General features: G+C 63.5%; 21 protein-coding genes, 1 tRNA gene and 2 pseudogenes. 13 read left to right on the top strand and 11 right to left on the bottom strand.

The genetic code is table 11. The features are described 5' to 3' along the window. Positions 1-19 precede the first annotated feature (19 nt). The 3 genes from coxB to Q7V46_RS11065 all read right to left on the bottom strand — a co-directional run bounded on the left by coxB (position 20) and on the right by Q7V46_RS11065 (position 2,882). Complete coding sequence (gene coxB, locus Q7V46_RS11075; RefSeq protein ID WP_304913604.1) at positions 20-1,234, bottom strand: cytochrome c oxidase subunit II; 1,215 nt, start codon at positions 1,232-1,234, stop codon at positions 20-22. Positions 1,235-1,333: 99 nt separating this feature from the next. Further along, positions 1,334-1,957 carry a DUF2244 domain-containing protein gene (locus Q7V46_RS11070; RefSeq protein ID WP_370690330.1) on the bottom strand — a complete coding sequence of 208 codons (624 nt, stop codon included), beginning with the start codon at positions 1,955-1,957 and terminating at the stop codon, positions 1,334-1,336. Between the two features lie 55 nt (positions 1,958-2,012). Next, entirely contained in the window at positions 2,013-2,882 is an 870-nt protein-coding gene (locus Q7V46_RS11065; RefSeq protein WP_304913603.1) for a biotin synthase, read from the bottom strand. Between the two features lie 472 nt (positions 2,883-3,354). Between Q7V46_RS11065 and Q7V46_RS11060 the strand changes: the two genes are divergently transcribed. The 3 genes from Q7V46_RS11060 to Q7V46_RS11050 all read left to right on the top strand — a co-directional run bounded on the left by Q7V46_RS11060 (position 3,355) and on the right by Q7V46_RS11050 (position 4,920). Beyond that, positions 3,355-3,789, top strand: a complete 435-nt coding sequence (locus Q7V46_RS11060; protein WP_304913602.1) for a ComF family protein — start codon at positions 3,355-3,357, stop codon at positions 3,787-3,789. Between the two features lie 188 nt (positions 3,790-3,977). Then, complete coding sequence (gene trmL, locus Q7V46_RS11055) at positions 3,978-4,451, top strand: tRNA (uridine(34)/cytosine(34)/5-carboxymethylaminomethyluridine(34)-2'-O)-methyltransferase TrmL (RefSeq protein WP_304913601.1); 474 nt, start codon at positions 3,978-3,980, stop codon at positions 4,449-4,451. A 145-nt stretch (positions 4,452-4,596) separates the two neighbouring features. Continuing rightward, complete coding sequence (locus tag Q7V46_RS11050) at positions 4,597-4,920, top strand: hypothetical protein (protein ID WP_304913600.1); 324 nt, start codon at positions 4,597-4,599, stop codon at positions 4,918-4,920. Between the two features lie 36 nt (positions 4,921-4,956). Here Q7V46_RS11050 and Q7V46_RS11045 read toward each other — a convergent pair whose 3' ends face one another. From Q7V46_RS11045 to Q7V46_RS11035, 3 genes are all read right to left on the bottom strand, one after another. After that, positions 4,957-5,412, bottom strand: coding sequence for a MaoC family dehydratase (locus tag Q7V46_RS11045; protein ID WP_304913599.1), 456 nt, complete (start codon positions 5,410-5,412; stop codon positions 4,957-4,959). Between the two features lie 102 nt (positions 5,413-5,514). Further along, positions 5,515-6,132 carry a ParA family protein gene (locus tag Q7V46_RS11040; RefSeq protein WP_304913598.1) on the bottom strand — a complete coding sequence of 206 codons (618 nt, stop codon included), beginning with the start codon at positions 6,130-6,132 and terminating at the stop codon, positions 5,515-5,517. Between the two features lie 55 nt (positions 6,133-6,187). Then, complete coding sequence (locus tag Q7V46_RS11035; protein ID WP_304913597.1) at positions 6,188-6,937, bottom strand: sulfite exporter TauE/SafE family protein; 750 nt, start codon at positions 6,935-6,937, stop codon at positions 6,188-6,190. A 62-nt stretch (positions 6,938-6,999) separates the two neighbouring features. On the opposite strand from Q7V46_RS11035, the gene Q7V46_RS11030 reads away from it, so the two are divergent. Continuing rightward, complete coding sequence (locus tag Q7V46_RS11030; RefSeq protein WP_304913596.1) at positions 7,000-7,638, top strand: trimeric intracellular cation channel family protein; 639 nt, start codon at positions 7,000-7,002, stop codon at positions 7,636-7,638. Positions 7,639-7,657: 19 nt separating this feature from the next. On the opposite strand, the gene Q7V46_RS11025 is transcribed toward Q7V46_RS11030, so the two are convergent. After that, positions 7,658-8,533, bottom strand: a complete 876-nt coding sequence (locus Q7V46_RS11025) for a hypothetical protein (protein WP_304913595.1) — start codon at positions 8,531-8,533, stop codon at positions 7,658-7,660. A 119-nt stretch (positions 8,534-8,652) separates the two neighbouring features. Continuing rightward, positions 8,653-9,855 carry a 3-oxoadipyl-CoA thiolase gene (gene pcaF, locus Q7V46_RS11020; RefSeq protein ID WP_304913594.1) on the bottom strand — a complete coding sequence of 401 codons (1,203 nt, stop codon included), beginning with the start codon at positions 9,853-9,855 and terminating at the stop codon, positions 8,653-8,655. Positions 9,856-9,944: 89 nt separating this feature from the next. On the opposite strand from pcaF, the gene Q7V46_RS11015 reads away from it, so the two are divergent. Beyond that, positions 9,945-10,379, top strand: coding sequence for a DUF1841 family protein (locus Q7V46_RS11015; RefSeq protein ID WP_304913593.1), 435 nt, complete (start codon positions 9,945-9,947; stop codon positions 10,377-10,379). 243 nt (positions 10,380-10,622) lie between these two features. Here the strand turns inward: Q7V46_RS11015 and Q7V46_RS11010 are convergent, their stop codons facing one another. Next, positions 10,623-11,273, bottom strand: coding sequence for a cytochrome c (locus Q7V46_RS11010; protein WP_370690329.1), 651 nt, complete (start codon positions 11,271-11,273; stop codon positions 10,623-10,625). Between the two features lie 157 nt (positions 11,274-11,430). Between Q7V46_RS11010 and Q7V46_RS11005 the strand changes: the two genes are divergently transcribed. From Q7V46_RS11005 to Q7V46_RS10985, 5 genes are read left to right on the top strand one after another with little or no spacing between them, the layout of a single operon-like run. Next, a complete protein-coding gene (locus Q7V46_RS11005) occupies positions 11,431-12,273 on the top strand; it encodes a MoxR family ATPase (RefSeq protein ID WP_304913591.1) in 843 nt (280 codons plus the stop codon). Between the two features lie 11 nt (positions 12,274-12,284). Continuing rightward, a complete protein-coding gene (locus tag Q7V46_RS11000; protein WP_304913590.1) occupies positions 12,285-12,878 on the top strand; it encodes a GNAT family N-acetyltransferase in 594 nt (197 codons plus the stop codon). Between the two features lie 25 nt (positions 12,879-12,903). Next, positions 12,904-14,091: a VWA domain-containing protein gene (locus tag Q7V46_RS10995; RefSeq protein ID WP_304913589.1), complete on the top strand. Its 1,188-nt coding sequence runs from the start codon at positions 12,904-12,906 to the stop codon at positions 14,089-14,091. A gap of 7 nt (positions 14,092-14,098) precedes the next feature. Next, positions 14,099-16,135: an autotransporter assembly complex family protein gene (locus Q7V46_RS10990; RefSeq protein ID WP_304913588.1), complete on the top strand. Its 2,037-nt coding sequence runs from the start codon at positions 14,099-14,101 to the stop codon at positions 16,133-16,135. Positions 16,136-16,156: 21 nt separating this feature from the next. Further along, positions 16,157-20,434, top strand: coding sequence for a translocation/assembly module TamB domain-containing protein (locus Q7V46_RS10985; protein ID WP_304913587.1), 4,278 nt, complete (start codon positions 16,157-16,159; stop codon positions 20,432-20,434). 105 nt (positions 20,435-20,539) lie between these two features. Here the strand turns inward: Q7V46_RS10985 and Q7V46_RS10980 are convergent, their stop codons facing one another. Further along, positions 20,540-21,184 (bottom strand): FMN-dependent NADH-azoreductase, encoded by a 645-nt coding sequence (locus Q7V46_RS10980; RefSeq protein ID WP_304913586.1) that lies wholly within the window; start codon positions 21,182-21,184, stop codon positions 20,540-20,542. Between the two features lie 154 nt (positions 21,185-21,338). Here Q7V46_RS10980 and Q7V46_RS10975 point away from each other — a divergent pair, with 154 nt between their 5' ends. From Q7V46_RS10975 to Q7V46_RS20010, 3 genes and pseudogenes are all read left to right on the top strand, one after another. After that, positions 21,339-22,262, top strand: coding sequence for a LysR substrate-binding domain-containing protein (locus Q7V46_RS10975; RefSeq protein ID WP_304913585.1), 924 nt, complete (start codon positions 21,339-21,341; stop codon positions 22,260-22,262). A gap of 54 nt (positions 22,263-22,316) precedes the next feature. Next, positions 22,317-22,391: transfer RNA gene (locus Q7V46_RS10970), tRNA-Arg, on the top strand. 149 nt (positions 22,392-22,540) lie between these two features. After that, a pseudogene (locus Q7V46_RS20010) lies at positions 22,541-23,767 on the top strand (histidine kinase dimerization/phospho-acceptor domain-containing protein); the annotation flags it as partial. 36 nt (positions 23,768-23,803) lie between these two features. On the opposite strand, the pseudogene Q7V46_RS10960 reads toward Q7V46_RS20010, so the two are convergent. Then, positions 23,804-23,875, bottom strand: a pseudogene (locus Q7V46_RS10960) (transposase); the annotation flags it as partial. Positions 23,876-24,023: the final 148 nt, after the last annotated feature.

Genomic DNA, 24,023 nt, shown 5'->3' with positions numbered 1-24,023 from the left:
TGTTTTCGGTGACCAGCTCTCAGCGAGCAGACAGCACTTCGGCTGGTTGCACGATCTGTTCCGTCCGGTTGGACCAATTGTTCTTGGCAAACGTGATCACCGCTGCCAGTTCGGTGTCCGAGAGTTGTTTCCATGCGGGCATGGCACCCCCGGCTGCTCCATTGAGCATCACATTGATCATCTTGCTGTGATCGGCATCGGTCACCAGCGCCGAGCCATCGAGGGCCTTGATGGGACCTGCGCCCTGTCCGCCAGCCTGATGGCAGGCCACACAGTTCGCTGCGTAAACCGACTCACCGCGCTGCACGAGATCGGACAGGGTCCAGACCTTGGTAGGGTCATCGGCAGCAGCAGCAATCAAAGCCTGCTGCTCGGCCACCCAGGCGGAATAGGCCTGGGCAGAAACCACCTTCACATGAATGGGCATGTAGGCATGTTCCTTGCCGCACAACTCGGCGCACTGACCGTAGAAGTCGCCCGTCTGCTCGGCACGGAACCAGGTGTCGCGCACGAAACCGGGAATGGCGTCCTGCTTCACCCCGAATGCAGGCACCATCCATGAATGGATGACGTCGTTGGCGGTAGTGATGATGCGGATTTTTTTGTTCACCGGAACCACGAGCGGATTGTCGACCTTGAGCAGGTAGTCATCGGTGGGTTCTGGCTTGCCACTGTTGGACATGACACGGTGGTGGTTGTCCAGTGTCGAAAGGAAACCGATGCCTTCGCCTTCACCCTTGATGTAGTCGTAGCCCCACTTCCATTGCATGCCGGTCGCCTTGATGGTCAGGTCGGCATTGGTCGTGTCCTTCTGTGCCACCAGCACCTTGGTCGCCGGCAAAGCCATGCCGATCACAATCAGCAATGGCACGATTGTCCAGCCCAGCTCCACCCAGATCGGTTCGGCTAGCACCTGCGACTTGTGGCCAACCGACTTGCGGTGCTTGAGGATGGAATAGAACATCACACCAAACACCACCACGAAAATGACGGCACAGATGGCCATCATGAACCAGTGCAACCAGTGCTGCATTTCAGCAATGCGTGTGACTGGCGGTGCAAAGTTGAGCTGGTTGACGGCTGGCCCGCCAGGAAGGTCATTGACCCGCTGCGCCGCTGCCGTGATCCACACGCCAGCACCGAGCACCGATCCCACGATCACCTGTTTCGCGGCGATCAGCTTGTGCAGCCAGGAAGTTTTTTCACCCGGACCCATCGTTTTCGTCTTACTCACTTTTCCGCCTCGAATATAAGTATTGATTTATATCAATGCCGATTAGAACAAACTTTCCAGCCCCGCTCCAGTCGGGATACCCACCTGCTCGACCCACTCTCAAGCCTTGAGCAAGGCCTGACGCAATTCTTTCGCCAGCACGGGCCGGAGATCGGTGCGAATGAAACGCCCCAACCTGACCGAACGCCCGTCACCAGCAACCTCAATCAAGGCGTGGCCCCTGACGGGTTGCACACGCACCCGGCCAGCGACAAACTCACTCCTGTGTATCCTCCCCGCGGACTCCACCTCCACCACCAGGCGACCTTGATGGAGACTGATCCGCTCACCGTCAGTGGCATGCCTTGCCGTCGCAAAAAACGCAACGCCCAAAGCAAGCAACTCCAATGCGGCAAATGGCAAGACCAGCACCGCACCCTGAAACCAGAAAAAAACCGCCACTGCCAGTGACACTGCACCCAACCCGGCAAACACCCATGCCAGCTGGGCTGGCGTTATCGAGCAGTTGCGGTGCAAGGTCCAATGCCAGCCGGCATCAGATACCGAGGCCAACCGAAACCCGTCGCTCGCTGGACTCAACATCCGCCACCTCAAAAGGCCGCACCCGACAGAAGCCAAGCACGTCAGCGCTGGGAATATGCCCAGAAGTTTTTGACAATCGTCAATTGTAGCGAGGTCAAACGGGGCCTCCCCTGACAAAGACGCCACATCCGAGTCGGACAAGGTGGCAAGGCACTCGATCAATCACCCGAAGCCCTCGCCATACCCGCGCACAGGTTCAGCGTCGAGTTGCTCGCAGCATGGCGCGCATTTTGTCGACCGGCACCGACTGACTTCCACCCGCCGCTGATCTGGGCTGTGGCTTGAATGCGTGACCGTAGATGATCTCGAAAGTCAGTAGCAGGCGTCCGTCCTGATCTCGAGGCAGCCCGGCCTCGATTTCGGCCATCAAGCGATCGCGCCACCGATGGCCTCTCAGAGCGCGGAAGCGGTCGACTTGCAGGTTGCGCCCAAGATCACGGAGATCGGCCAACAAGGTGGGGGCACCACTGTACGAAAGGGTGATGCGCTCCATGTCCATGACCGGCTCGGCAAATCCGCTGTGCACCAGCATGTCTCCCCAGTCGTGCATGTCCGTGAACGCATGGGCCGGCTCTGGCCACCCCACTTGGCGGTAAACCTGCCTCAGTTCGCGCAAGCTGTCCGGACCAAGGCAGGAAAACATCAGGAATCCGTTGACGGCGATGCGATCGGACCACCGGCGCAACAGGGCCTGAGGCATGGGCTCCAGGTGCAGGGCCATGTTCGCCCAAAGCATGGCGACACGGGTATCCGGTGCAGGAGCCATGGGTTGCCGATTGCGCACCCACGGCGCAGTCTTCCAGAATGTTTTGGCAGGATCTCGTGTGGCTTCCAGCGCCTGGGGCAGATTCATGGCGCTCACATGGCACCTGGCCTGTGGCAGGTATTCGCCCAACTTGCGGTGCCCCTGCAAGCCGCCGTTCACAGGCTCCCAGTGCAGCCAGCTGGCAGGCTTTTCCCGGAACCAGGGCAACCGCTGCACCATCCGGGATGCCACCTCCTCATGCAACCAGGGGCTTCCCGTGCGCGCACGCGCGCGCCAACGGTTGGCAGCGACGGCGTCCATTCCGGGCACAACGTTCTCAGGGGCGATGGAGGTGCTCAAAACAACGCGACGATGGTGAAAATCAGGCAGGGGAAACCGATTGAATGGGTCAGCAGCGGCAGCTGTAGCGGTGGTCGTTGCGCCATCTGACAGGGTCAGAGGGCCGCCGCCAAAGCCTCGTCAGTATATTGGCGCGATGCGTTTCCCGTTCCAGCTCAAGGCAGACTGGCTTCCTTCGATTTGCGAGGTATGCGGAAGCTGGCCATCCCAGCCCATCTGTGCAGCTTGCGCTCGGCGGTTCGCCGCGCCTCGCCTGCGTTGCACGTGCTGCGCTGCGCCCATGGCTGTGGACACCGGTCGTTGCGGGAGCTGCGTCACACGCATCGAAAGCCCAGCGGTAGGGCAGTGTGTGGTCGCGGTTGACTATGCGTATCCCTGGGACCATATCGTGGCCCAGTTCAAGTTCCGAGAACAACCCGGCTGGGCAAATCCCATGGCCGAATTGATACTGCGCACGCCTTTGGCCCGGCAACTGGTGTCCGAGTGCGATGCCATGGTGCCGATACCGCTCACGCCACTCCGGCTTGCCACTCGCGGATTCAACCAATCCTGGGAACTGGTGAAAGCCCTGCACCATCAAGCCCTGGGCACACAGGCGAAGGTGGCACCGAAGATCAGACAGGCACTGCTGCGCACAGGTGAAGCGCCCGACCAGCACAGCCTGTCGCGTGAAGAACGCATGCGCAACCTGCGAGGCGTGTTTCTTGTGAATCCGCCTGAATCATCCCGCTTCGCCGGTACGCATGTGCTCCTCGTCGACGATGTCACCACCACCGGCGCCACGCTTCAGGCGGCAGGACAGGCGCTAGCGGGAGTCGGCGTCTCTCGTGTCAGCGCGCTGGTGTTTGCGCGCACCCCCGCTGTGTAAAAAACAGCGACGCCACACGAAATCCAATTTTCAGTGAATTGACACAAACATCGGCATGCAGAGAATTCATGACAACTCAAAACGCCACCTCAGGACCTGGCGGTATCATGCCGCCATTTGTCGATTGACCCTCAACCTCCGTTCGGGGACCGCCTGGACGGTCCTGGAACCACCGCTCCTCAACTGTCATGTTTCACGTGGTACTGGTTGCACCGGAAATTCCGCCCAACACCGGCAATGTGATCCGGCTTTGCGCGAACACGGGATGCGTGCTGCACCTGATCGAACCCCTCGGATTCTCCATGGATGACAAGCAAATGAGGCGCGCAGGCCTCGACTACCATGAGTACGCAGAAGTTCGCCGACATACCGACTGGGACCATTTCCTGCAAAGCGAAAGTCCACAGCCGCACCGCATGTTTGCCCTCACCACGCAGGGACAGCACAATGTGTTCGACACCATGTTCCAGCCCGGGGACTGGCTCGTTTTCGGATCGGAAACCCAAGGGCTTTCAGATGCGATTCGAAACCAGTTTCCGTTTCCCCAACGACTCAGGCTGCCCATGAAGCAGGGGCAGCGCAGCCTGAACCTGTCCAACGCGGTGGCGGTGGTGGTGTTCGAGGCCTGGCGCCAGCATGACTTTGCAACAACGTCAGCGTGAAATGCATCACCTTTCTGGTAGTCTGCCCCCCTCACGCTGAGGGGTTGAGGTGGGGCACAATCAGGGACCATTTTTTGCGCGGCTCAGGTCAACCCATGAGTCGCAGCGAGACAAGCGCGATTCACCCGATCGCCCGGAGACTCCATTGATCACCACCATTGCCCGCATCATCCGGGTGTCACTGAAGCCAGGCTTTCGAAAGTCGAGAACAGCTTCGCTGAAAGACCTTGCTGCGATTCGCAAGGACCTGCTGCTGGCGTTTGAAGATTGCACCAGCCTGCCGGCTCAACGCCTGCGGCTCAAGATTGAAAACGCCAAGACCCCGCGCGAACTCTGGATGCTGCGCAACGACATCTACCTGTTGATTTCCCAGCGCCACGACCAGGGCATTGCTGCCGAACGCATCAATGGCCTGGTGAAGGTATTCGAAGGCTGGCTCGACCCGAAGCAGATCACCTACATCAAGTAGCGCCACGCGAACGCGCGACAGCGCAATACCACCGAGTCAGGGGTAACGCCGCACCAGCGACTCGGCCACACAGACAGGTTTTTCAACGCCTTCACGTTCAACCCGCACGGACCAGGTCATCTGGACGCCGCCGTTTTCGATGGGCTCGCTCGCCAGCAGCGTCATGCGGGCGCGCAGTCGGCTGCCAACAGGCACGGGCGCGGTGAACCGCACCTTGTTCAATCCGTAATTGACGCCCATTCGGGACTGGGTGACGGCCATCGATGACTCGAAAAACACCGGCAGCAGCGACAGCGTCAGGAAGCCGTGGGCGATCGGTGCGCCAAACGGGCCCTGCTTCGCCCGCTCGGCATCCACATGGATCCATTGGTGATCGCCCGTGGCTTGTGCGAACAGATTGACCTGTTCCTGGGTGATGGTCACCCAGTCGCTGACCGCCACTTCCTGACCCACACAAGCGGCCAGGTCGGCCAATTTTTCAAAGGTTCTCATGCGGGCACTCTAGCGTTCGATGGCATCTCAAGCTGTCCAGGCCGGGACAGTCGGATGTGATCGCGCCGGTATCGGATGTCGCGCACGTCTGGCGTCACTGCCTCAGTTGTCGAGCCACTTGCAGATGCCCTGCCACTGGAGAAGATCCTTTTCTACCCGGCCCGGCGCCACATCAAACAGCGTGAGTCCACGCGCCGCGAGGTGGATGTAGTTCTGGGTGTCCCGAAGGTGCCCAAGGACGGGCAGACCCAGACCACCAACAAACTCCTGCAACTTGTCGGCCGCGATGGTGCGGCCATCGACGCGCATGCCCACGATACCGATCTTGAGCTTGTCGGCATGGCGGAATTCCGCGATCTCGTCGAGGAAACTGCGTGTGGCGTAGATGTCGAAGATGCTGGGCTGCAGTGGCACCAACACCTTGTCAGCCATGCGCATCACGTCCTTGAAGCGCCAGCCGTGCAGGCCTGCGGGTGTATCCAGCACCACGTGCGTGACGTCTTTGGGCGGCCGCGCAATCAGGTCGTGGGAGACTTCCCATGTGCGGATCGGACGCGCTGCCTGCGGGCGCAGTTGCAACCACAGGCGCGACGACTGCTGACGATCGGCATCGCCCAGCATCACCGCATGGCCCTGGCTGGCAAAATAGCCGGCGATGTTGGTGGACAACGTGGACTTACCCACGCCGCCCTTGGGATTGGCAACCACCACGATGGGCATGACGAGCTCCTCGGGACAGGGAAACGAACCCTATATTACTTCCCTGCCCACCCCGTCAGCCCCACGCGTCCCACAGCAGCTTGATGCCGGTCAGCAGCATGCCCGCGTAGATCAGGCGGTAAAACAGTTTCGGCTGGATGCGGTGAGCAATCCGCACCCCCACCCAGACCCCGATGGGCGCAAACGGCAGCAACGCCAGCGAGGTGGTCATGTTGCGAAGGTCCAGCAGCCCAAGCCACGCGTAAGGGATCCACTTGGCGATGTTGATGAAAAAGAAGAAAAACGCCATGGTCCCGGTGAACACCAGCGGGGAAAGTCGCATGGGGATGATGTAGGCGTTGATGGGAGGCCCGCCGGCATGCGCCACAAAGCTGGTGAACCCTGATGCTGCTGTGAGCAATGCGCCCACCCACCTGGGTGGCGGAACCGAATCGGGCTTGGGTGGAAACAACAGTCGCTGCGCCAGAAACACCAGGGTAAATCCGCCAACGATGCCAGCCACCAGGCGTGCGTCCATCATCTTGAACAGCAGGGTGCCGATCACGATACCCACCAAACCAAATGGCAAAAGGAACTTCAGCAGCCGGCGATCCACGTTGTTGCGAAAGGCAGCCATGCCCAGCAGGTCCATCACCAGCAACACGGGCATGAGAATCGCAGCGGCCTGTGGGACGGTGACGGCCAGCGCCATCATGGGCACCGCCAACGAGCCGAAGCCGGCGCCAAACCCGCTCTTGCTCATGCCGAGCAGCAGCACGGCGGGAATCGCCACCAGATAAAAGTACGGGTCGGTGATCAAGGGCATGTTGGAAGTGGATCAAAGGTAAGGAGGCCGGACAGATCACTGTCCTCGGGGACAATATCGCGATGCAAAACGTTCAATTCTGGGGCGAGACCCTGCGCCTGCTGGTGGAAATTGCGGCCACCGTGGCCTTTGCCATGTCGGGCGTGATGGAAGGTGCGCGCAAGAAGCTGGACGCAGTGGGTGTGTGCGTGGTCGGCTTTCTGGCGGCGTTCGGTGGTGGCACCCTGCGTGACCTGCTGCTGGACCAGCGGCCGTTTTTCTGGGTGCGCCACGTGGAGATGCTTTGGGGGGTGTTGGCGTTGTGTGTGCTGGCCATGGCCTTCATGCGGGGCCGCCATTTTGCACCGACCGCCAAGGCCATCCAGTGGCCCGACGCGCTGGGGCTGGGTCTGTTTGCGGCCACAGGCGTGCACCAGGCCCTGGTGCTGGAACTGCCGGCGCTGGTGGCCGTACTCATGGGGTTGATCACCGGCGTGTTTGGCGGCGTGTTGCGCGACGTGGTGTGCAATGAGATTCCCACGGCTTTTCACGACCACCGTCCTTACGCCGTTTGCGCCTTTGCCGGCGGTTGGGTGTATGTGGGTCTGTGGCACCTGCAAGCGCCCGGGTGGCTGGCGCTGGTGGCTTGTGTGGGGGTGACGGCGGGCCTGCGCGGGCTGGCGCTATGGCGGAACTGGCAGTTGCCCGCCTGGCGCCACTGATCCGACGGGCCGGGGCAGTTCAGGGCCGGGTCGAAAAGTCCGCCACCGGCGGCGCAGCCGGCCCGGCGAATTCAGCGCCCCGCACGTCCTCTGCACGCCAACCGCGATCCAGCTCGATGCCGGTCACTTCCCAGGCATGGGCCTTGAGCCGCAAGGGGCCGCGCACACGCTCCAGAAAGCGCACCGGAAACAGGTAAGGTCCGACCCGGCGGTAGTCGAGAAACGTCGTGTCCACATGAGCGCCTTGCGTGGTCTCGAACCCGTTGAGGGTCTGGTGGATGCGGTACAGGCGGTAGTTGTCGGCGTCGATCCACAACACCGCCTGGTCGTTTGCCGCCTCGCCAAAACCCGGCCGCATGTCAACCAGCAGCCGGTGGTAGCGCACGCCCCTTTCGGTTTCATCTGCCAGCCGGGTCATGGTCTGCGCGCGATCCAGAAAGAACGTGGGTCCGAAGTGAAACATGCGGAACGCGTCGGACGTCATGGCGGTGGCACGCAGCCTGACAGCATCAGTTTCAGGCACACCGTTGTAATGCACCTTCAGGGTCTCAGGCGACCGCACCACCTGCTTGACACCATCGGGCCCGGTGTGGCGCACCGCGTAGAGGCCTTCGCTGGGTCGGTACCGCTCCTGTGAGGCCACTCTGAAGCGTGCATCGGTGACCACTGGCTGGATTCGCTGGATCAGCTGGTACCAGCGACCGTCGGTGGCGAAGTTGATGTCGCCGGGGTGCTTGCGCAAGTCGCCTCCGTGCACCGCCAGGCTGCGATCAAATACCTGCCGAGCAGACAACCCCTCAAGTGGATCATTGGTCGAAACCACTTGTGGGAATGGCGCGCACCCCGTCAGGGCCACGGAACTGGCGAAAGCGATCGAGGCGAAAAAGCGCTGCATGGGAAGGCACCTGTGAAACCAGAGTGACCCAATCTAACCCCGGAAGCCGGGCGGGCACGACCGCCGACCCCAAAGTACCCTGGTTGCGAGGGGCCATGCCCCTGCGGACCAGCGGGACTTCAAATTTTTTCGATCACCAGCGCAATGCCCTGCCCCACGCCGATGCACATGGTGCACAGCGCGTATCGCCCACCCGTGGCGTGCAGGCGGTTCACCGCCGTGGTGGCCAGCCGCGCACCGCTGGCGCCCAGCGGATGACCCAACGCAATCGCTCCGCCCCATGCGTTGACCCGTTCGTCATCGTCGGGCAGGCCCAGCATACGCAGCACCGCCAGCCCCTGAGCGGCGAACGCCTCGTTGAGTTCGATCACGTCCATCTGCGCCAGCGACAGGCCCGTGAGTGCCAGCACTTTCTGGGTGGCAGGCGCGGGGCCGATACCCATGATGCGTGGTGCAACGCCAGCCGTGGCCATGCCGACGATGCGGGCACGCGGAGTGAGACCGTTCTTCGACGCCGTGGCTTCATTGGCCAGCAACAGGGCACATGCACCGTCGTTCACGCCGCTGGCATTGCCGGCGGTCACGGTGCCGTCGGGCCGTACAACACCTTTGAGTCTGGCCAGCGACTCCAGGGTGGTGGCGCGGGGGTGCTCATCGGTGTCCACCAGCAGCGGATCACCTTTCTTCTGCGCAATGCTCACCGGCGTGATTTCGCGCGAGAGGTGCCCGGCCTGCTGTGCCGCCACTGCCTTCTGCTGGCTGGCCAGCGCCATGCGATCCTGCGCTTCGCGCTCGATCTTGAATTCGGTTGCCACGTTCTCGGCGGTCTCGGGCATGGAGTCCACACCGTACTGCGCCTTCATCAGCTTGTTCACGAAGCGCCAGCCAATGGTGGTGTCGTAAACCGCGTTGGCCCGGCTGAACGCGCTTTCTGCCTTGGGCATCACGAAAGGCGCACGGCTCATGCTTTCCACCCCACCAGCGATCATGAGCGTGGCTTCACCCGACTTGATGGCGCGCGCCGCCGTGCCCAGGGCGTCCAGGCCCGAGCCGCACAGGCGGTTGATGGTGGCGCCAGGCACCTCCATCGGAAGGCCGGCGAGCAGGCTGCTCATGTGCGCAACATTGCGGTTGTCTTCACCGGCCTGGTTGGCGCACCCAAAGATCACGTCGGTGACCGCTGCCCAGTCCACTTTGGGATTGCGCTGCATCAACGCTCTGAGGGGAATGGCGCCCAGGTCGTCGGTGCGCACGCTGGAGAGGGCACCGCCATAGCGGCCAATGGGGGTGCGAATGGCGTCGCAGATGAATGCTTCGGTCATGGGATGTCTCCTTGTTTCCTTGTGAACCTGGGTACGAACTGTACCCAAGCCCGGGCCCGGTGTTCGCCGCTTGCGGGACAATCCCTCCCATGTTCAGCCCTACCCAAACCGATGTGCGCCGGTTTTTCTGCGCCGTGCATGCCAAGTCGACGCAAGATCAGCCCATGGAGGCCATTGAAACGCTGGCCGCGCAGTGGATCGCCGAGCACCCCGAATACCACGGCGAACTGGGCGATGTGGATGCCGCGCTGGCACGCATGGGCTCGACTTCACCAGAGACCGACAACCCGTTCCTGCACCTGTCCATGCACCTGTCCATCAGCGAGCAGTGCAGCATCGACCAGCCGCCTGGCATTCGCCAGGCTGTTGAGCTACTCACCGCCCGCCGTGGCGATCTGCACGAGGCGCACCATGAGGTGATGGAGTGCCTGGGGCGCATGCTCTGGGAAAGTCAGCGGTCGGGTCGGCCTCCGGATGGGCAGGCCTATATCGAGCATGTGCGGCAGCGAGCCACGAAGGATTGAGCACCCCCGCGCCGCTTCGTGTCACCCCCTGGGTGTCGCTGAATGGGGACACTTCGCTCCGGAAACCGAAAACAAAACCCGCTTGCGGTGGACACAGGACCCGCAACGAGAGACATGTGCCCATCCAGGGGCATCAAGGGTCCGGCTTTGCCGGCCCGAGATGCCGTCCCCCCTCCAAGCCGAAGGCGTCAGATAGGGGGGAAGTCGCGTCAGCAGCGCAGGGGGGTGTGCCCTACCTGTGCCCTACCTGAAGCGCGACTGGGGCACGACCTTGAGTTCGCCTTCCACTGTGGACAGGTACTTGGCAATGGCACGCATTTCGGCAGGTGAATACTGCTTGGCGATGCCGGCCATGATGCCGTTGGAGCGGCCCACGAAATTGTTGCCTTCCACGGTGTAGGCCTTCAGGGCCACAAACAGGTAGTCGGCGTGCTGGCCGCCGAGCTTGGGGTAGCTGGGGTCGATCGGGGTGCTGAAGTTGGCGCCGTGGCAGGAAGCGCAGGCGCCCTTTTCGATCAAGGCAGCCACTTCAACGCTCGCGGTGCGAGGGGTCTCGGGCGCGGTCTTGTCTGCATGGGATGCGTAGAAAGCGGCGAGGTCGGCCATGTCCTGATCGGACAGTGAGGCCGCGATGCCACGCATGGTGGGGTGTTTGCGATCGCCCTTTTTGTATGCGGCCAACGAAGAGGCGATGAAGCTGCCAGACTGACCTGAAATCTTGGGCACCTTGTGGATTTCAGGGAAGCTGTTCTGGTAGCCCGGGATGCCGTGGCAACCGATGCACATTTCAGCTTTGCTCTTGCCAGCTTCCACATCACCGGTGAGGCCCTGGGCTTGGGCGGTCAAGGCGACCGCAGAAAAGGTCGCAGCGGCGACAAGGGAACGGACGGTCATGGGGAACAGTTGGTTCATTTTGCAAGCACAATGAAATGTCGATTGATCAAAATCAACCCGCGATTATATAGACCCGTCAATCAGCCAGAGCTTGACGCCCATCTCGAACCGCACGCCTTTCACCGGGCATGTTCCGTCACACTGTTGAGTAACCCCCATGAAATTCCAAGGCTCAGAGAACTACGTTGCCACACAAGACCTGATGCTGGCGGTCAACGCCGCCATCACGCTCAAGCGCCCCTTGCTGGTCAAGGGTGAGCCTGGCACCGGCAAAACCATGCTCGCAGAAGAGGTGGCTCAGGCCTTGGACCTGCCCCTGCTGCAGTGGCACATCAAGAGCACCACCAAGGCGCAACAGGGCCTGTACGAATACGACGCCGTGAGTCGCCTGCGGGATTCGCAACTGGGTGATGAAAAAGTCAAGGACATCCACAACTACATCGTCAAGGGCGTGCTCTGGCAGGCCTTCACCGCCGATCAACCGGTGGCGTTGCTGATCGACGAGATCGACAAGGCCGACATCGAATTCCCGAACGATCTTCTGCGCGAACTCGATCGCATGGAGTTTTATTGCTACGAGACCCGTGAGCTGGTGCGTGCCAAGCACCGCCCGCTGGTGTTCATCACGTCCAACAACGAGAAAGAACTGCCCGACGCATTCCTGCGCCGCTGCTTCTTTCACTACATCAAGTTCCCGGATGCCGAAACCATGCACAGGATTGTGGATGTGCACTTTCCCGACCTGAAGCAGGACCTGCTCAAGACAGCGATGAAGACCTTCTACGACGTGCGCAACCTGCCCGGTCTGAAGAAAAAACCCAGCACCAGCGAACTGCTGGACTGGCTCAAACTGTTGATGGCCGAAGACATTCCTCTTGAAGCCCTGCAGAGCGCCGACAGCAAGGTCAGCGTGCCCCCGCTGGTGGGTGCGCTGCTGAAAAACGAGCAGGACACCACGCTGTTCGAGAAGCTGGTCTTCATGAACCAGCGGAACCGCTGAGGGCCTGCGCCATGGCCTTTGTGGAACCCGTCACCCTGCGCGCCAACGGCGTGGCCCTGATCCCGCTTTCACTGGATCATGAAGACGGCCTGCGCACCGCGGCTGCAGACGGCGAGCTGTGGAAGCTGCGCGTGACCTCGGTGCCCGAGCCCGAGCAGACACGCGCCTACATCGAAACCGCCTTGCAGATGCGCAACGAGGGCCACCGCTTCGCCTTCGCCGTGACCGAGGAAGCCACCGGCAAGGTGCTGGGCTGCACCAGCTACCACGACATCATCCCAGCCGTAAAGCGGGTCGAAATCGGCTGGACCTGGTATGCGAAAAGCACCCAGCGCACCCATGTCAACACCACCTGCAAGCTGCTCATGATGGGCCACGCCTTCGACACACTGGGCTGCCAGGTAGTGGGCTGGCGCACCGACAACTACAACTTCGCCTCCCAGACAGCCATCGAGCGCCTGGGCGCCAAAAAAGATGGCGTGATTCGCGGTCACGCGCTGCGCCGTGACGGCACCGTGCGCGACACAGTGATGTACAGCATGCGCGCGGGCGAATGGCCTGAAACCAAGGCTCAGTTGCTGTATTTGCTGGCGCGGCGCGCTTGAAACCACCCTGAAATCGGGGAACACCATGCTGATCGACTTCTTCTACACCTTGCGTTCGGCCAAATTGCCGGTGTCGGTCAAGGAATACCTGGTGCTGCTGGAGGCTTTGAAGGCCAATGTGGTCGGGCCGACCAATCCAGATGCCTGCAGCATGGACGACTTCTACTTCCTGGCGCGCACGTCGCTGGTGAAAGACGAAAAGCACTTCGACAAGTTCGACCGCGCGTTCGCCGCCTACTTCAAGGGCGTGGAGATGATCGCGGACTTCACCAAACCCATTCCCGCCGACTGGCTGCGCCAGGAGATGGAGCGCATCCTGTCGGACGAGCAGAAGGCGAACGCGCCCAAGATGGACTGGGACGAGCTGATGGAGACACTGAAGAAACGGCTTGAAGAACAGAAGGAACGCCATGAGGGCGGCAGCAAGTGGATTGGAACGGGTGGCACTTCACCCTTCGGCCACGGCGGGCAGAACCCGCAGGGTATCCGCATTGGCGGCAAGGGTGGCAACAAGACGGCGGTGAAGGTGTGGGATCAGCGCGCCTACCGCGACTACGACGACACGCAGGAACTGGGCACGCGCAACATCAAGGTGGCATTGCGTCGCCTGCGCAAGTTCGCGCGCCAGGGCAACGAACTGGAGCTGGATCTGCCCGACACCATCCGCTCCACTGCAGCGAATGCCGGCTGGCTCGACATCAAGATGATTCCGGAACGGCACAACAACGTGAAGGTGCTGTTGCTGATGGACGTGGGCGGCACCATGGACGAGCACATTCAGCGGGTGGAAGAACTGTTCAGTGCGGTCAAGAGCGAGTTCAAGCACCTGGAGTTTTATTACTTTCACAACTGTGTCTACGACTACATGTGGAAGAACAACCGGCGCCGCTATGCCGAGAAGTTCGAAACCTGGGACATCATCCGCAAGTACAACAAGGACTACAAGCTGATTTTCGTGGGCGACGCCACCATGAGCCCCTACGAAATCCTGCAGCCTGGCGGCAGTGTGGAATACAACAACGAAGAAGCCGGGGCCGAATGGTTACAACGGCTCACAAATGCATTTCCGAAGTTTGCATGGATCAATCCGGAACCTCAGGGCGTGTGGCAGTATCGACAGAGCATCAGTGTCATCCAGCAACTCATGGGCCAGCGCATGTTTCCGCTGACCTTGAAAGGACTGGAAGACACGATGCGCATGCTGTCGAAATAAGCCCTGAATGAATCTTCCCCCCCCACGCTGTGCGCGAACCGCACAGCTGTTGTTGCTGGCGGCCCTGGGCACAAATCCGATCTGGGCACTGGCCCAGGCAGTGACTGCCGACTCGACCGAGCGCACCCCCGTCACACAGGGCAGTACGGGTGAAGCTGCGGGCGACGGATCGGGTGAAGAAGCATCGCCAGCAGCGACACCAGGCCAGGCCACACCGAATCGTCCCCAGCGAACACCCCGACCGCCGGCAGAGCCCCGCTTTGACATTCAGCTGACCACCGCCGAGGCCGAATTGCGCGACTTCCTCTCGCGCAACCTCGAACTGCAGCGCTATCAGCGCTTGCGCGATCTGGATGACACCGAGCTGGGGCGACTGCTCGTCAACGCACCCGCCAACCTGCGCGATCTGCTGGGCACACGGGGCTACTTCGCGCCTGTGATCGATATCGCGCTGAAGCCTGCGGACCCCGAAGCGACGACACATCCGCTGGGCACCGTCACCATTCAGGTCGATCCAGGGCCCTTGACCCGAATCGGCTCGTCCAATGTGTACTTCAAAGGTGACATTGCCGAAGCGCCGGAAGCCGCTGCACAGCGTGAGGCCATTCGCGCAGGCACTGCAACCGTGAGCGGCCAGCCCTTCACGCAGCCCACTTGGGACCGCGTGAAGTCCGGTGCCTTGCGCGAGCTCACGGCGCAACGCTACCCTCGCGGCCGCATTGCCAACAGCCTGGCCGACATCGACACGACCACCCAGAGCGCACATCTGCACGTCGAGATCGAGTCAGGCCCACCGGTGCAGATTGGCGACATCCGGGTGGAGGGCGCAGAGCGCTACGACGCTGTCGGTATCGAGCGCATGGCGCGCCTGGCCGGCCTGACTCCCGGCAGCGACTACGACCTCGAAAAACTGCAAGCCGCGCAGCAGCGCGTGGCCGACAGTGGCTACTACGGTTCGGTGTTTGCCTATGTGGACTTCGACAGTGGCGAGGCGACCGCGCCCGTGGTCGTTCAGGTGCGGGAGAACCTGAAGCAGAAGCTGACCCTGGGCGTGGGCGGCAGCACAGACAACGGTCCGCGCCTGTCGGCCGAGCATTCCAACCTGCGGGTGCCAGGCCTGGGCTGGCGCGCCAACAGCAAACTGCAGTACGAGCGCAACGACCAGTTGCTGTCGACCGACTGGAGTGCACCCCTGGCGGCAGATGGTTGGCGCTGGCGCACAGGCGCCCGCGCCGCCCGCCAGCTCGACGACTTCACCACCACCACCAGCCAGCGGGTCACGCTGGGCAAGTCACAGGAAACACCTGATCTGGATCGCACCCGGTTCGTGCAGTACGACCGGGCCGTGGCGGTCAACCCGGTGCTGCGACTCGCTGAAGGTGAGGATGCGAAAGAGGCCATCTCAGCCAACGTGGGCTGGACGCGGCGCCGATTCGACAGCGTACCTTTTCCCAACAGTGGTCATGGGCTGGGCGTCACCCTGGGCCTGGGCACCACGCTGGGCTCGGTGCAACGGCCGTTCTTGCGCACCGAAGTGCGTTGGCTCGGCTATTTGCCTCTGGATGGCGCGCAACGGCTGGTGGCATCGTTGGGCACGCCCTCTGGTGAACCCCGGCCGGCCGGGCGCTCAGGCCGCTTGGCACTGCGCCTGCAGGGGGGCGCCATCACCGCAGCCGATGACGCGCCCTTGCCGCGCACCCTGCTCTTCCTGGCCGGTGGCGACAACAGTGTGCGGGGCTACGGGTTGCGAGATATCGGCATTCCCCAGGCCGACGGCGGCGTGGCCCCTGGGCGCTACATGGCCGTGGGCAGCCTCGAATGGCAGCGGCCGATCTGGCGCGATGAGGTGCGCACCGCATGGGAAAGCGTCGTGTTCGTCGACGCGGGGGCCGTGGCCAACCAGCCGGGCGACCTGCGCGCGAAGGTGGGTGTGGGTGCCGGTGTCCGCTACAACAGTCCGGTCGGGCCGCTGCAGGTCGATCTGGCCTATGGTGTGGACGCCAAACGCCTGCGCCTGCACCTCAGCGTTGGTTTCAGCTTCTGAGCGCGAGACCGGACACATCGCATGAGCGCGCCCACCCCACACAACGAAGACGCCGAAACCAACGCTGCGGTGACCGGCCGCAAGCCCCAGCGAAGCGGGTGGTGGGTCTTGTTGTGGGTACCAGGTACGCTGGTGGGCCTGCTATTGGCAACTGCTGTGGTCCTGTGGGTGTGGGCAGCCACGCCGGGCTCGCTGGCGCAGACGCTGACATGGGCTCAGAACTGGACGCAGGATCGCGCTGAAAGCGTCGGTCAACTGGATATTCAGCAAGTGCAGGGCAGCCTTCGCGCCGGCGGACACATTGGTGACCTGAGCTGGTCGCTGGGCGGGTTGTCTGTCCAGGCGCGCGGCGTGCGCGTCAACTGGGACAACGCCCTCTGGCTGAACGCCCTGATGGGTCGGGGTGTTCACGTGCAAGGGCTGTCCATAGAGGAATTGCGGGTCAACGACCAGCGTCCCCCTGCGCCCGAAATCGCTCAACCTACTGAGCCCCTGCAAGAACTCACCCTTCCGCTGTCGGTGAGCGTGCCCTGGTCGGTAGACCGGTTCACGCTGGAGGGTGGCAACGCGCTCACGCTGGGTGGCGCGAAAGGTCGGTACCGCTACGGCCCTGGCTTGGTGGATGGCACCCCTGCCTTGCCCGATACAGGCGGCACCAGCGTCACCGTCACACACCAGCTTGTGATCGATGCACTGGAACTCTCTGGCGGACACTACCGCGCACAACTCACGCTGGGCGGCTCGGCTCCCATGCCGATCGCGCTCGATCTGCAGGGCGAACTGGAGGCCCATGTGCCTGGCGCCACCCCCAAAGAAGCCACAGAAGACACCGACACCAGCGATGCCATCACCCTCCTTGCAACGGCCAAGGCGCGCGGCACTTTGGGTGGGGCCGACGCCCTGCTCGACATCACTGCCCAGGTGCAAAGCACCGCCGGCACGGCCACAGGCACCCGCACGGACCCCGCGCTGGAGGCCGTTGCACGCGTGATGCCGTGGGCAACGCAGCCTTTGCTCAGCGCCAACGCCACCACACAGGCCTTCGATCTGGCCGTGCTTTGGCCACAGGCGCCCACCACCGCGTTGTCAGGGTCGCTCGTGGCCGAGCCCGACGGCGCCACCTGGCGCGCCAAGCTCGACCTGACCAACGCCAACAGCGGCCCAGCCGACCAGCAGCGGCTGCCCCTGGAACGGCTCCAGGTCGAGCTGACCCAGACCGGCACGCGCTGGACCGTGGAACGCCTGGAAGCGCAACTGGCGGGCGGCCAGCTGCAGGGCACCGCACAGGCTGATGTGACCAGCGATGCAAACGGCACCCAGGTAACGAACTGGCAAGGCGCGCTGCAGGTCAACAGCATCCAGCCTTCACTGCTGTGGAGCGAGCTGGCCAGCGGCGCGCTGGGTGGCGAATTCAGTGCCCGCGCGGTGGATGGCAACGCCCAGGCGGTTGACATTCAGGCGCGCGCAGCCCCATCTTCAACGCCGCCCCGCACCACAGTCAGCGGCAACCGGTCACTGAGCGAACTGCGTCTGGAAGAACTGCGTCTGCAAGGCCGCTGGACGCCCGCCGCCGACACACCCACCCAAGGCCTGCTCGATCTGAAAGAGGGACGCCTGACCATGGCCGGTGCCACCCTGGACGCGCAAGGCCGGCTGGACACCGTCGCCCTGACCTACGCTGGCCAGTTCAATGCCCGAATGCCCGGTGCCAGCGCCCAGTGGAAAGGCCAACTGGCCCACGCCCAAGGCAATGGCGCCGCCACCATACAAATCAGCGATGCCGCGCGCTTGCTGGCATGGCTGCGCGGGCTGCAGGCCCTGCCCATGGTGGGGCCGCCGCTGAAGGCATTTCTGGAATCCCAGCCTGGGCTCGCCACCAAAGGCAACGCCCGACTGGAAGCGCAATGGCAAGGTGGCCTGGGCGCACTGGGGTACCCTGCTCCAGCGTCCACCTCACCGACCGCGCCAGCGCCCTCACCCCGCCTGCAGGCATCGCTCAGCGTGCCGCAATTGCAAGTGCAAACCGCTGCCACCGGCCCGGCCACGTTCAGCGACCTGCGTCTGCAAGCCCAGGGCGGCTTGAACAGCCTGCAACTGGAGCTCAACGGCACGGCTGCCCAGGCCCCGTGGCGCGCCGCCCTGCAAAGCAGCGGCCAGCTCAGCCAGACCAACGGAACGTGGCAAAGCGGTCTGCTGGCGCTCAACCGCCTGCGCTTGCACGTGGATCAGCCTGGGCACGCAACCGCTGCGTCGAGCTGGGCCTTGCAATCTGAACAACCGATCCGCTTGCAGTGGGATAGCGATGCACAAGGGCTTGCGCTGAATGCGGGCGCCGGCGTGCTGAAGGTGCAGCCCGACCACGCAGTGCAGCGCAGCGGGAGCGGCACTGGCGCGAACTCCGCTGCTGCGCCCACCCTCGCCTGGGAAAGCCTCGTATGGCGCGCAGGCGCCCTCCAGACCAAAGGCCAGGTGCGGGGTCTGCCGCTCTCCTGGGTGGACAGTCTGAGCACAGTTGAGGGCGGCGGCCTGCCGCCTTTGCGCGCCGCCGGACTGGGCGGCGACCTTGTCTTCGATGGCCAATGGGACCTGCTCCTGCCCAGCGACCCTGCCCAGCCCCTGCGGCTGAGCGCCTCACTGCAACGCACCAGCGGCGATTTGCTGCTGCTGAGCGACCGAGCCGTGGCAATGGGAGGAGCGACCCAGGCCAGTACCACCCGCGCGAACACCAATGGCCGTGCCACCGTCACCATTCCCGCCACCAACGGATCGACCGGCAACCAGCCTGTGGCTGCTGGCGTTCGCGAAGCGCGCATCGACATCGGCGTAGAGGGCCGAACGGTGCAGGCCCGCCTGCGATGGGACAGCGCGCAGTTGGGCGAAGCCAGCGCCGACCTGTCCACCGAGCTCGCCGCACCCGCCGCCGCTGGCGCCCCCGCCGCGGCTGACGCGCTGGAACGATGGTGGCCGACCAGTGCGCCAGTGCGCGGCACCGCGCGTGCGCGGTTGCCTCAGGTGGGCGTGTGGTCGGCCCTGGCGCCGCCCGGCTGGCGCGTGCGCGGCACCCTGGCCGCCGACGCCACCCTGAGCGGCACCCGCGGCGCCCCCGAGTGGCGCGGCAACCTGCAGGCCGACGACCTTGCCGTGCGCTCCGTGGTCGATGGCTTCTTTTTCTCGGGCGGACAACTGCGTGCCACGCTGGCGGGCGAGCGCGTGACCATCGAGCGTTTCAGCCTCAACGGACCGCGCGGCGCTGATGTGGGTGGCACGCTCACGGCCACCGGCACCGCCGAGTGGCGGAGGATCGAAGGCAGTGCCCTGCGTCAACCTTTCATTGATCTCACGGTGACCGCCAACCGCCTGCGCGTGGCCTCCCGCGCCGACCGACGACTCACCTTGTCGGGTGAAGTGAAAGCTGCGCTGGCTGGGCCACAGCTCCAACTGCGCGGCCAGCTCAAGGCAGATTCGGCCCTGTTTGTATTGCCCGACGAGACCACCCCCAGCTTGAGCAGCGACGTGATCGTGCGCACCACCCGCACGCTGGAAGTGCAGCCCACCCTGGCCGAGCAGGTCAAGGCCGATGTGTTGGTCAACCTGGACCTGGGCGAACAATTCATGGTACGGGGACAAGGTCTGGAAACCCGCCTGGCCGGTGCGCTCACAGTGCGCAGCACCCCCGGCACCCCCGACCCCCGCATCACCGGCGAAGTGCGCACCATCAGCGGCACCTACCGTGCTTACGGCCAACAGCTGAACATCGAGACCGGCGCCCTGCGATTCAACGGCCCGTACGACAACCCGTCGCTCGACATCCTGGCGGTGCGCAAGCTCCCTGAAGCAACGGGTCAGCGCGTGGGCGTGCAGATCACCGGCAGCGCACAAGTGCCACGCGTACGCCTGTTCTCAGACCCCGAACTGCCAGACAGTGAAAAACTCGCCTGGCTGGTGCTGGGCCGACCCGCCTCCGCTGCTGGCGCCCAGGTGTTCGTGCTGCAACAGGCCGCCCGCGCGCTGCTGGGGGGGAATCAGGATCTGCTGGACGGCGAACTCGCCAAAACTTTCGGTCTGGACGAAGTGAGCTTCCAGGGCGAAACCAGCGCCGCCGACGGCAGCACCACCGAGGCCGCCTTCACACTGGGCAAGCGCCTGTCAGACGACCTGTACCTGAGCTACGAACACAGCCTGTCCAGCGCCATGAGCACGGTCTCCATGTTCTACGACCTGTCGCGCCACCTTACGCTACGGGCGCGGGCAGGGACGGAGAACGCGGTGGATCTGATTTTCACGGTGCAGTACGACTGAGCTTGCTCCATTTCGCCGCAAAAAAGGGGAGTCTGCGTGTGCCAGACTCCCCTTTCCGTTTGATCAAACCGACTCAAGAGAGTCGCTGGGTCAAATTCGCAATCTTCACGCCGCCTGTGCCACCACAGGCTGGTTCGCCGCCACGCCGGCTTGCGCACGAATCTCGCCCTCGGCAGTGGTCACGGCCTGCGCCTTGGCATCGGGGCCCATGGCCAAGCCCTCCGCACGCACGAAGCGCACGTCGGTGATGCCGAAGAAGCCGAACACCGTCTTCAGGTAGCTCTCCTGGTGTTCCATGGCACGGCCGGCTTCGCTGGTGGAGTAGACGCCGCCACGGGTGATGGCGACGATCACGGTCTTGCCCCCGGCCAGGCCTTTGGGGCCCTGTTCGGTGTAGGTGAAGGTGCGGCCCGCCTGGGCCACGCGATCGATCCAGGCCTTGAGCTGGGTGGGGATGGTGAAGTTGTACAGCGGAGCGCCAATCACGATCACGTCTGCGGCCAGGAACTGGCTCACCAGTTGTTCCGAGAGGGCGTTCTCCTGGCGCTGGGTTTCGGTTGCGGCGGCCTGGCCAGTGCGGAAGCCCAACGCGTCTGCGCTGAGGTGGGGCGGGGTGTTCCTGGCCAGGTCCAGGTGCTCCACCTGGGTGCCGGGGTTGGTGGCTTGCCAGGCGGCCACGGCCTGGGCGGTGAGCTGGCGGGAAACGGACTGGTCGCCTGTGATGGCGGAATCGATGTGAAGCAGTTTCATGGGGTTCTCCAGATGAGGTGGGGCCACATCAGGTGGCGTTGCATCTATTGTGATTTCCGGGTCAATATTTGATAAGCCGGTGACTTCGAGACAAATCGTTCCATATTCAGGACAATAAGAACGCACAAAACCCCGAAACCCCGAGGATGACCCCATGCAGGACCTGAACGACATGCTGCTGTTTGCAGAGGTGGTGGAGCGCGGTGGCTTTGCGGCGGCGGGCCGGGCGCTGGGCATGCCGAAGTCGCGGTTGTCGCGACGCGTGGCCGGGCTGGAAGCGCAGCTGGGTGTGCGCCTGCTCCAGCGCACCACGCGCAAGCTTTCGCTGACCGAGGTGGGCGAAACGTTTTTGCGCCACTGTCAGGCCATGCGCGAATCGGCGCAGGCCGCTGCCGATGTGGTGGCCAATGCGCAGACGGAGCCGCGCGGCACGATCCGCGTGGTGTGCCCGGTCACGCTGGCGCAGACGGTGCTGGCCGACGTGATGCCGATCTACCTCGCGCGGCACCCGCAGATGCGCGTGGAGATGGAGGTGAACAACCGCGTGGTGGATCTGGTGAAGGAAGGCGTGGACGTGGCGTTGCGCGTGCGCCTGTCGCTGGAGGAAAGCGGCAGCCTGGTCATCAAGCGGCTGGACGACGCCCGCTCCGTGCTGGTGGCCAGCCCGGCGCTGCTTGAAAGGCAGGGCACGCCAGTCACCCTTGAAGAAGCGAGCCAGCTCGACAGCGTGGCGATGTCGGCCGCGGATGGACAAGTCAGCGTCCGTCTGACGCATACCCAGGGCCGGGAGGCCGTGCTGCAGTACCGGCCACGCTACATTGCCGACGATCTGCTCACCCTGAAGCGGGCGGTGCTGGGCGGCAGCGGCATGTGCTGGCTGCCGGATTACATGTGTGAGGACGAACTGCGCGACGGCCGTCTGATGCGCCTGCTGCCGGAATGGTCCATGCCGGTGGGCGTGGTCCACGCGGTGTTTCCCTCGCGCCGCGGCCTGTCGCCGGCGGTGCGCAGTTTTCTGGACTTCCTGGGCGAATACGTGCCGGTGTGCAGCAAACAGCTGCGCCAAGCGCCCATGTAACGGCCACCGAGCCGACCCGACGGTCACCCGTACAATGCGAGCTCGCCGGTTTTCGCCGCCATAGTTCAATGGATAGAACGAGCGCCTCCTAAGCGCTAGATACAGGTTCGATTCCTGTTGGTGGTACCAAAGCCAGTTCAGACTTCGGCGCTGCCTGCGCCCAACCCGGGCGACGGCGCAATGCCCGGCGCAGCCAGACAGCCGGGCGTGGCGGGGAGCGCACATTCACCCACTAGCGTGCACCCTTTCACGTGCGTTCGCGCTGCGCCTGTGTCAGCATGACGGCATCGATCCAACCGTCGCACTGCATGCACACTCTCGTCTACGCTGGTGACGTCCGCCTTTTCGCCGCGCTGGTGATTCTTGCGCTGGGTGCGGTGTTCCTTTTCAACGCCAGCCGTTCTTCATGGCCTTATGCGCGCTGGCTCGCAGGCTCTGCCGTGATCTACGGTGCAACACTGGGAATCATGCGTGTGGGTGAGCTCTCGGGCGTTGTGGATCAGCGGATGGCCGCCATCGGGCTCCCCCTGAGCTCGCTGCTCGCCATCGGCATGCTGGCGGCAGGCCTGCAGGCGCACTTTCGCCCGGGTGGCGTGCCGGCGCACCAGGTGTTCGTCGGCGTGGCCCTGGCCATGCCATTGCTGGTCTTCGCGGTCGATACTGCCCTCTCGGGCTGGGCGTATGCCGGCCCGATTGCCACCGCGACCATCTTCACCGCAGGCGCCATCTGGATGTTCACGCTCTGGTGGCGCGACCGCTGGGGCGGACAGCTTGTGCTGATCCTGGCGTTTATGCAGCATCCCCTTCTGGTCACGTTCGGTCTGCTGCAAGACATGAGTCTGGCCGAGGTCCGCTCGCTAATGCCACTGCCACTGGCGCTGTCCTACGTGTTCCTCATGACACTCATCCTGCAGCGCAATGCGCAGGCACTGGATGTCGAACTGCGGCAACGTGCGCGCGCCGAAGAAGAACTGCAGCGCGTCGCCGAGACGCTGGAGGCCACCGTGGAGGAGCGGACCACCGAGCTGCGCGAGATCGTGCACGGCCTGCAATCGTTCTCGGGCATGGTGTCACACGACCTCAGCGGGCCGCTGCGCAACGCGGGTGAGCTGGTGCACCTGGCTCGCAGCGCCCTGCAAAGCAGTGACAGCGAGAAGCTGAACGACGCGCTGGGCCGCATCGAGCGCGAGACGCAGCGAGCGCGAAGCATGGTCAGCGACCTGTTGAGCCTCTCACGCGTGGAACAGGCGCCACTGATGGCCGTGCCGGTGGACATGCAGGCGCTGTTTCGGGAGTGCCTGGCGTCTCTGGCGGGGCAGTATCCCGACGCGCCTGAGGTCGTGCAGTCCGATAACCTGCCCGTGGTGCAGGGCGACGCGGGCTTGCTGCAGCACGTGCTCGTCAACCTCATCGGCAACGCCTTGAAGTTCGGTCGCGCGCGGAGCGACCTGAGGGTGTCCGTGCGGGCCCAGCGCGAAGGTGAGCTCTGGCGCTTCACGGTGGCCGACAATGGTCCGGGGTTTGAGAACGAGCGTGTCGGCGAACTTGGCGCGCCACTTGTAGAACGTGGCATCGCTGAAACCGCCGTTGCGGCACAACTCCTTGATCGGCATGCCGGCCTCGGCCTGCTTGAGGAAGCCGATGATCTGCTCCTATATGGACGCCTCCCAAGTTGCAAGCGCTTTGTGTGTTGGCGGTATTGGCGGGCTGCATTCTTATATCCGGCCTGTTGACGCAGGCGTTGTTGCCCGCTGGCCCTGA

It is taken from the genome of Hydrogenophaga sp., assembly GCF_030651625.1.
GTDB lineage: Bacteria > Pseudomonadota > Gammaproteobacteria > Burkholderiales > Burkholderiaceae_C > Hydrogenophaga.
The sequence above is the reverse complement of the archived record's forward strand: the minus strand, read 5'-3'. Positions and strand labels throughout refer to the sequence as shown.

Coding starts and splice junctions, on each gene's coding strand:
- Q7V46_RS11065 (WP_304913603.1), bottom strand. CDS start 2,882: ATGGACGCCGTCGCTGCCAACCGTTGGCGCGCGCGTGCGCGCACGGGA.
- Q7V46_RS11060 (WP_304913602.1), top strand. CDS start 3,355: ATGGCCGAATTGATACTGCGCACGCCTTTGGCCCGGCAACTGGTGTCC.
- trmL (WP_304913601.1), top strand. CDS start 3,978: ATGTTTCACGTGGTACTGGTTGCACCGGAAATTCCGCCCAACACCGGC.
- Q7V46_RS11045 (WP_304913599.1), bottom strand. CDS start 5,412: ATGAGAACCTTTGAAAAATTGGCCGACCTGGCCGCTTGTGTGGGTCAG.
- Q7V46_RS11040 (WP_304913598.1), bottom strand. CDS start 6,132: ATGCCCATCGTGGTGGTTGCCAATCCCAAGGGCGGCGTGGGTAAGTCC.
- Q7V46_RS11035 (WP_304913597.1), bottom strand. CDS start 6,937: ATGCCCTTGATCACCGACCCGTACTTTTATCTGGTGGCGATTCCCGCC.
- Q7V46_RS11030 (WP_304913596.1), top strand. CDS start 7,000: ATGCAAAACGTTCAATTCTGGGGCGAGACCCTGCGCCTGCTGGTGGAA.
- Q7V46_RS11025 (WP_304913595.1), bottom strand. CDS start 8,533: ATGCAGCGCTTTTTCGCCTCGATCGCTTTCGCCAGTTCCGTGGCCCTG.
- pcaF (WP_304913594.1), bottom strand. CDS start 9,855: ATGACCGAAGCATTCATCTGCGACGCCATTCGCACCCCCATTGGCCGC.
- Q7V46_RS11015 (WP_304913593.1), top strand. CDS start 9,945: ATGTTCAGCCCTACCCAAACCGATGTGCGCCGGTTTTTCTGCGCCGTG.
- Q7V46_RS11010 (WP_370690329.1), bottom strand. CDS start 11,273: ATGACCGTCCGTTCCCTTGTCGCCGCTGCGACCTTTTCTGCGGTCGCC.
- Q7V46_RS11005 (WP_304913591.1), top strand. CDS start 11,431: ATGAAATTCCAAGGCTCAGAGAACTACGTTGCCACACAAGACCTGATG.
- Q7V46_RS11000 (WP_304913590.1), top strand. CDS start 12,285: ATGGCCTTTGTGGAACCCGTCACCCTGCGCGCCAACGGCGTGGCCCTG.
- Q7V46_RS10995 (WP_304913589.1), top strand. CDS start 12,904: ATGCTGATCGACTTCTTCTACACCTTGCGTTCGGCCAAATTGCCGGTG.
- Q7V46_RS10990 (WP_304913588.1), top strand. CDS start 14,099: ATGAATCTTCCCCCCCCACGCTGTGCGCGAACCGCACAGCTGTTGTTG.
- Q7V46_RS10985 (WP_304913587.1), top strand. CDS start 16,157: ATGAGCGCGCCCACCCCACACAACGAAGACGCCGAAACCAACGCTGCG.
- Q7V46_RS10980 (WP_304913586.1), bottom strand. CDS start 21,184: ATGAAACTGCTTCACATCGATTCCGCCATCACAGGCGACCAGTCCGTT.
- Q7V46_RS10975 (WP_304913585.1), top strand. CDS start 21,339: ATGCAGGACCTGAACGACATGCTGCTGTTTGCAGAGGTGGTGGAGCGC.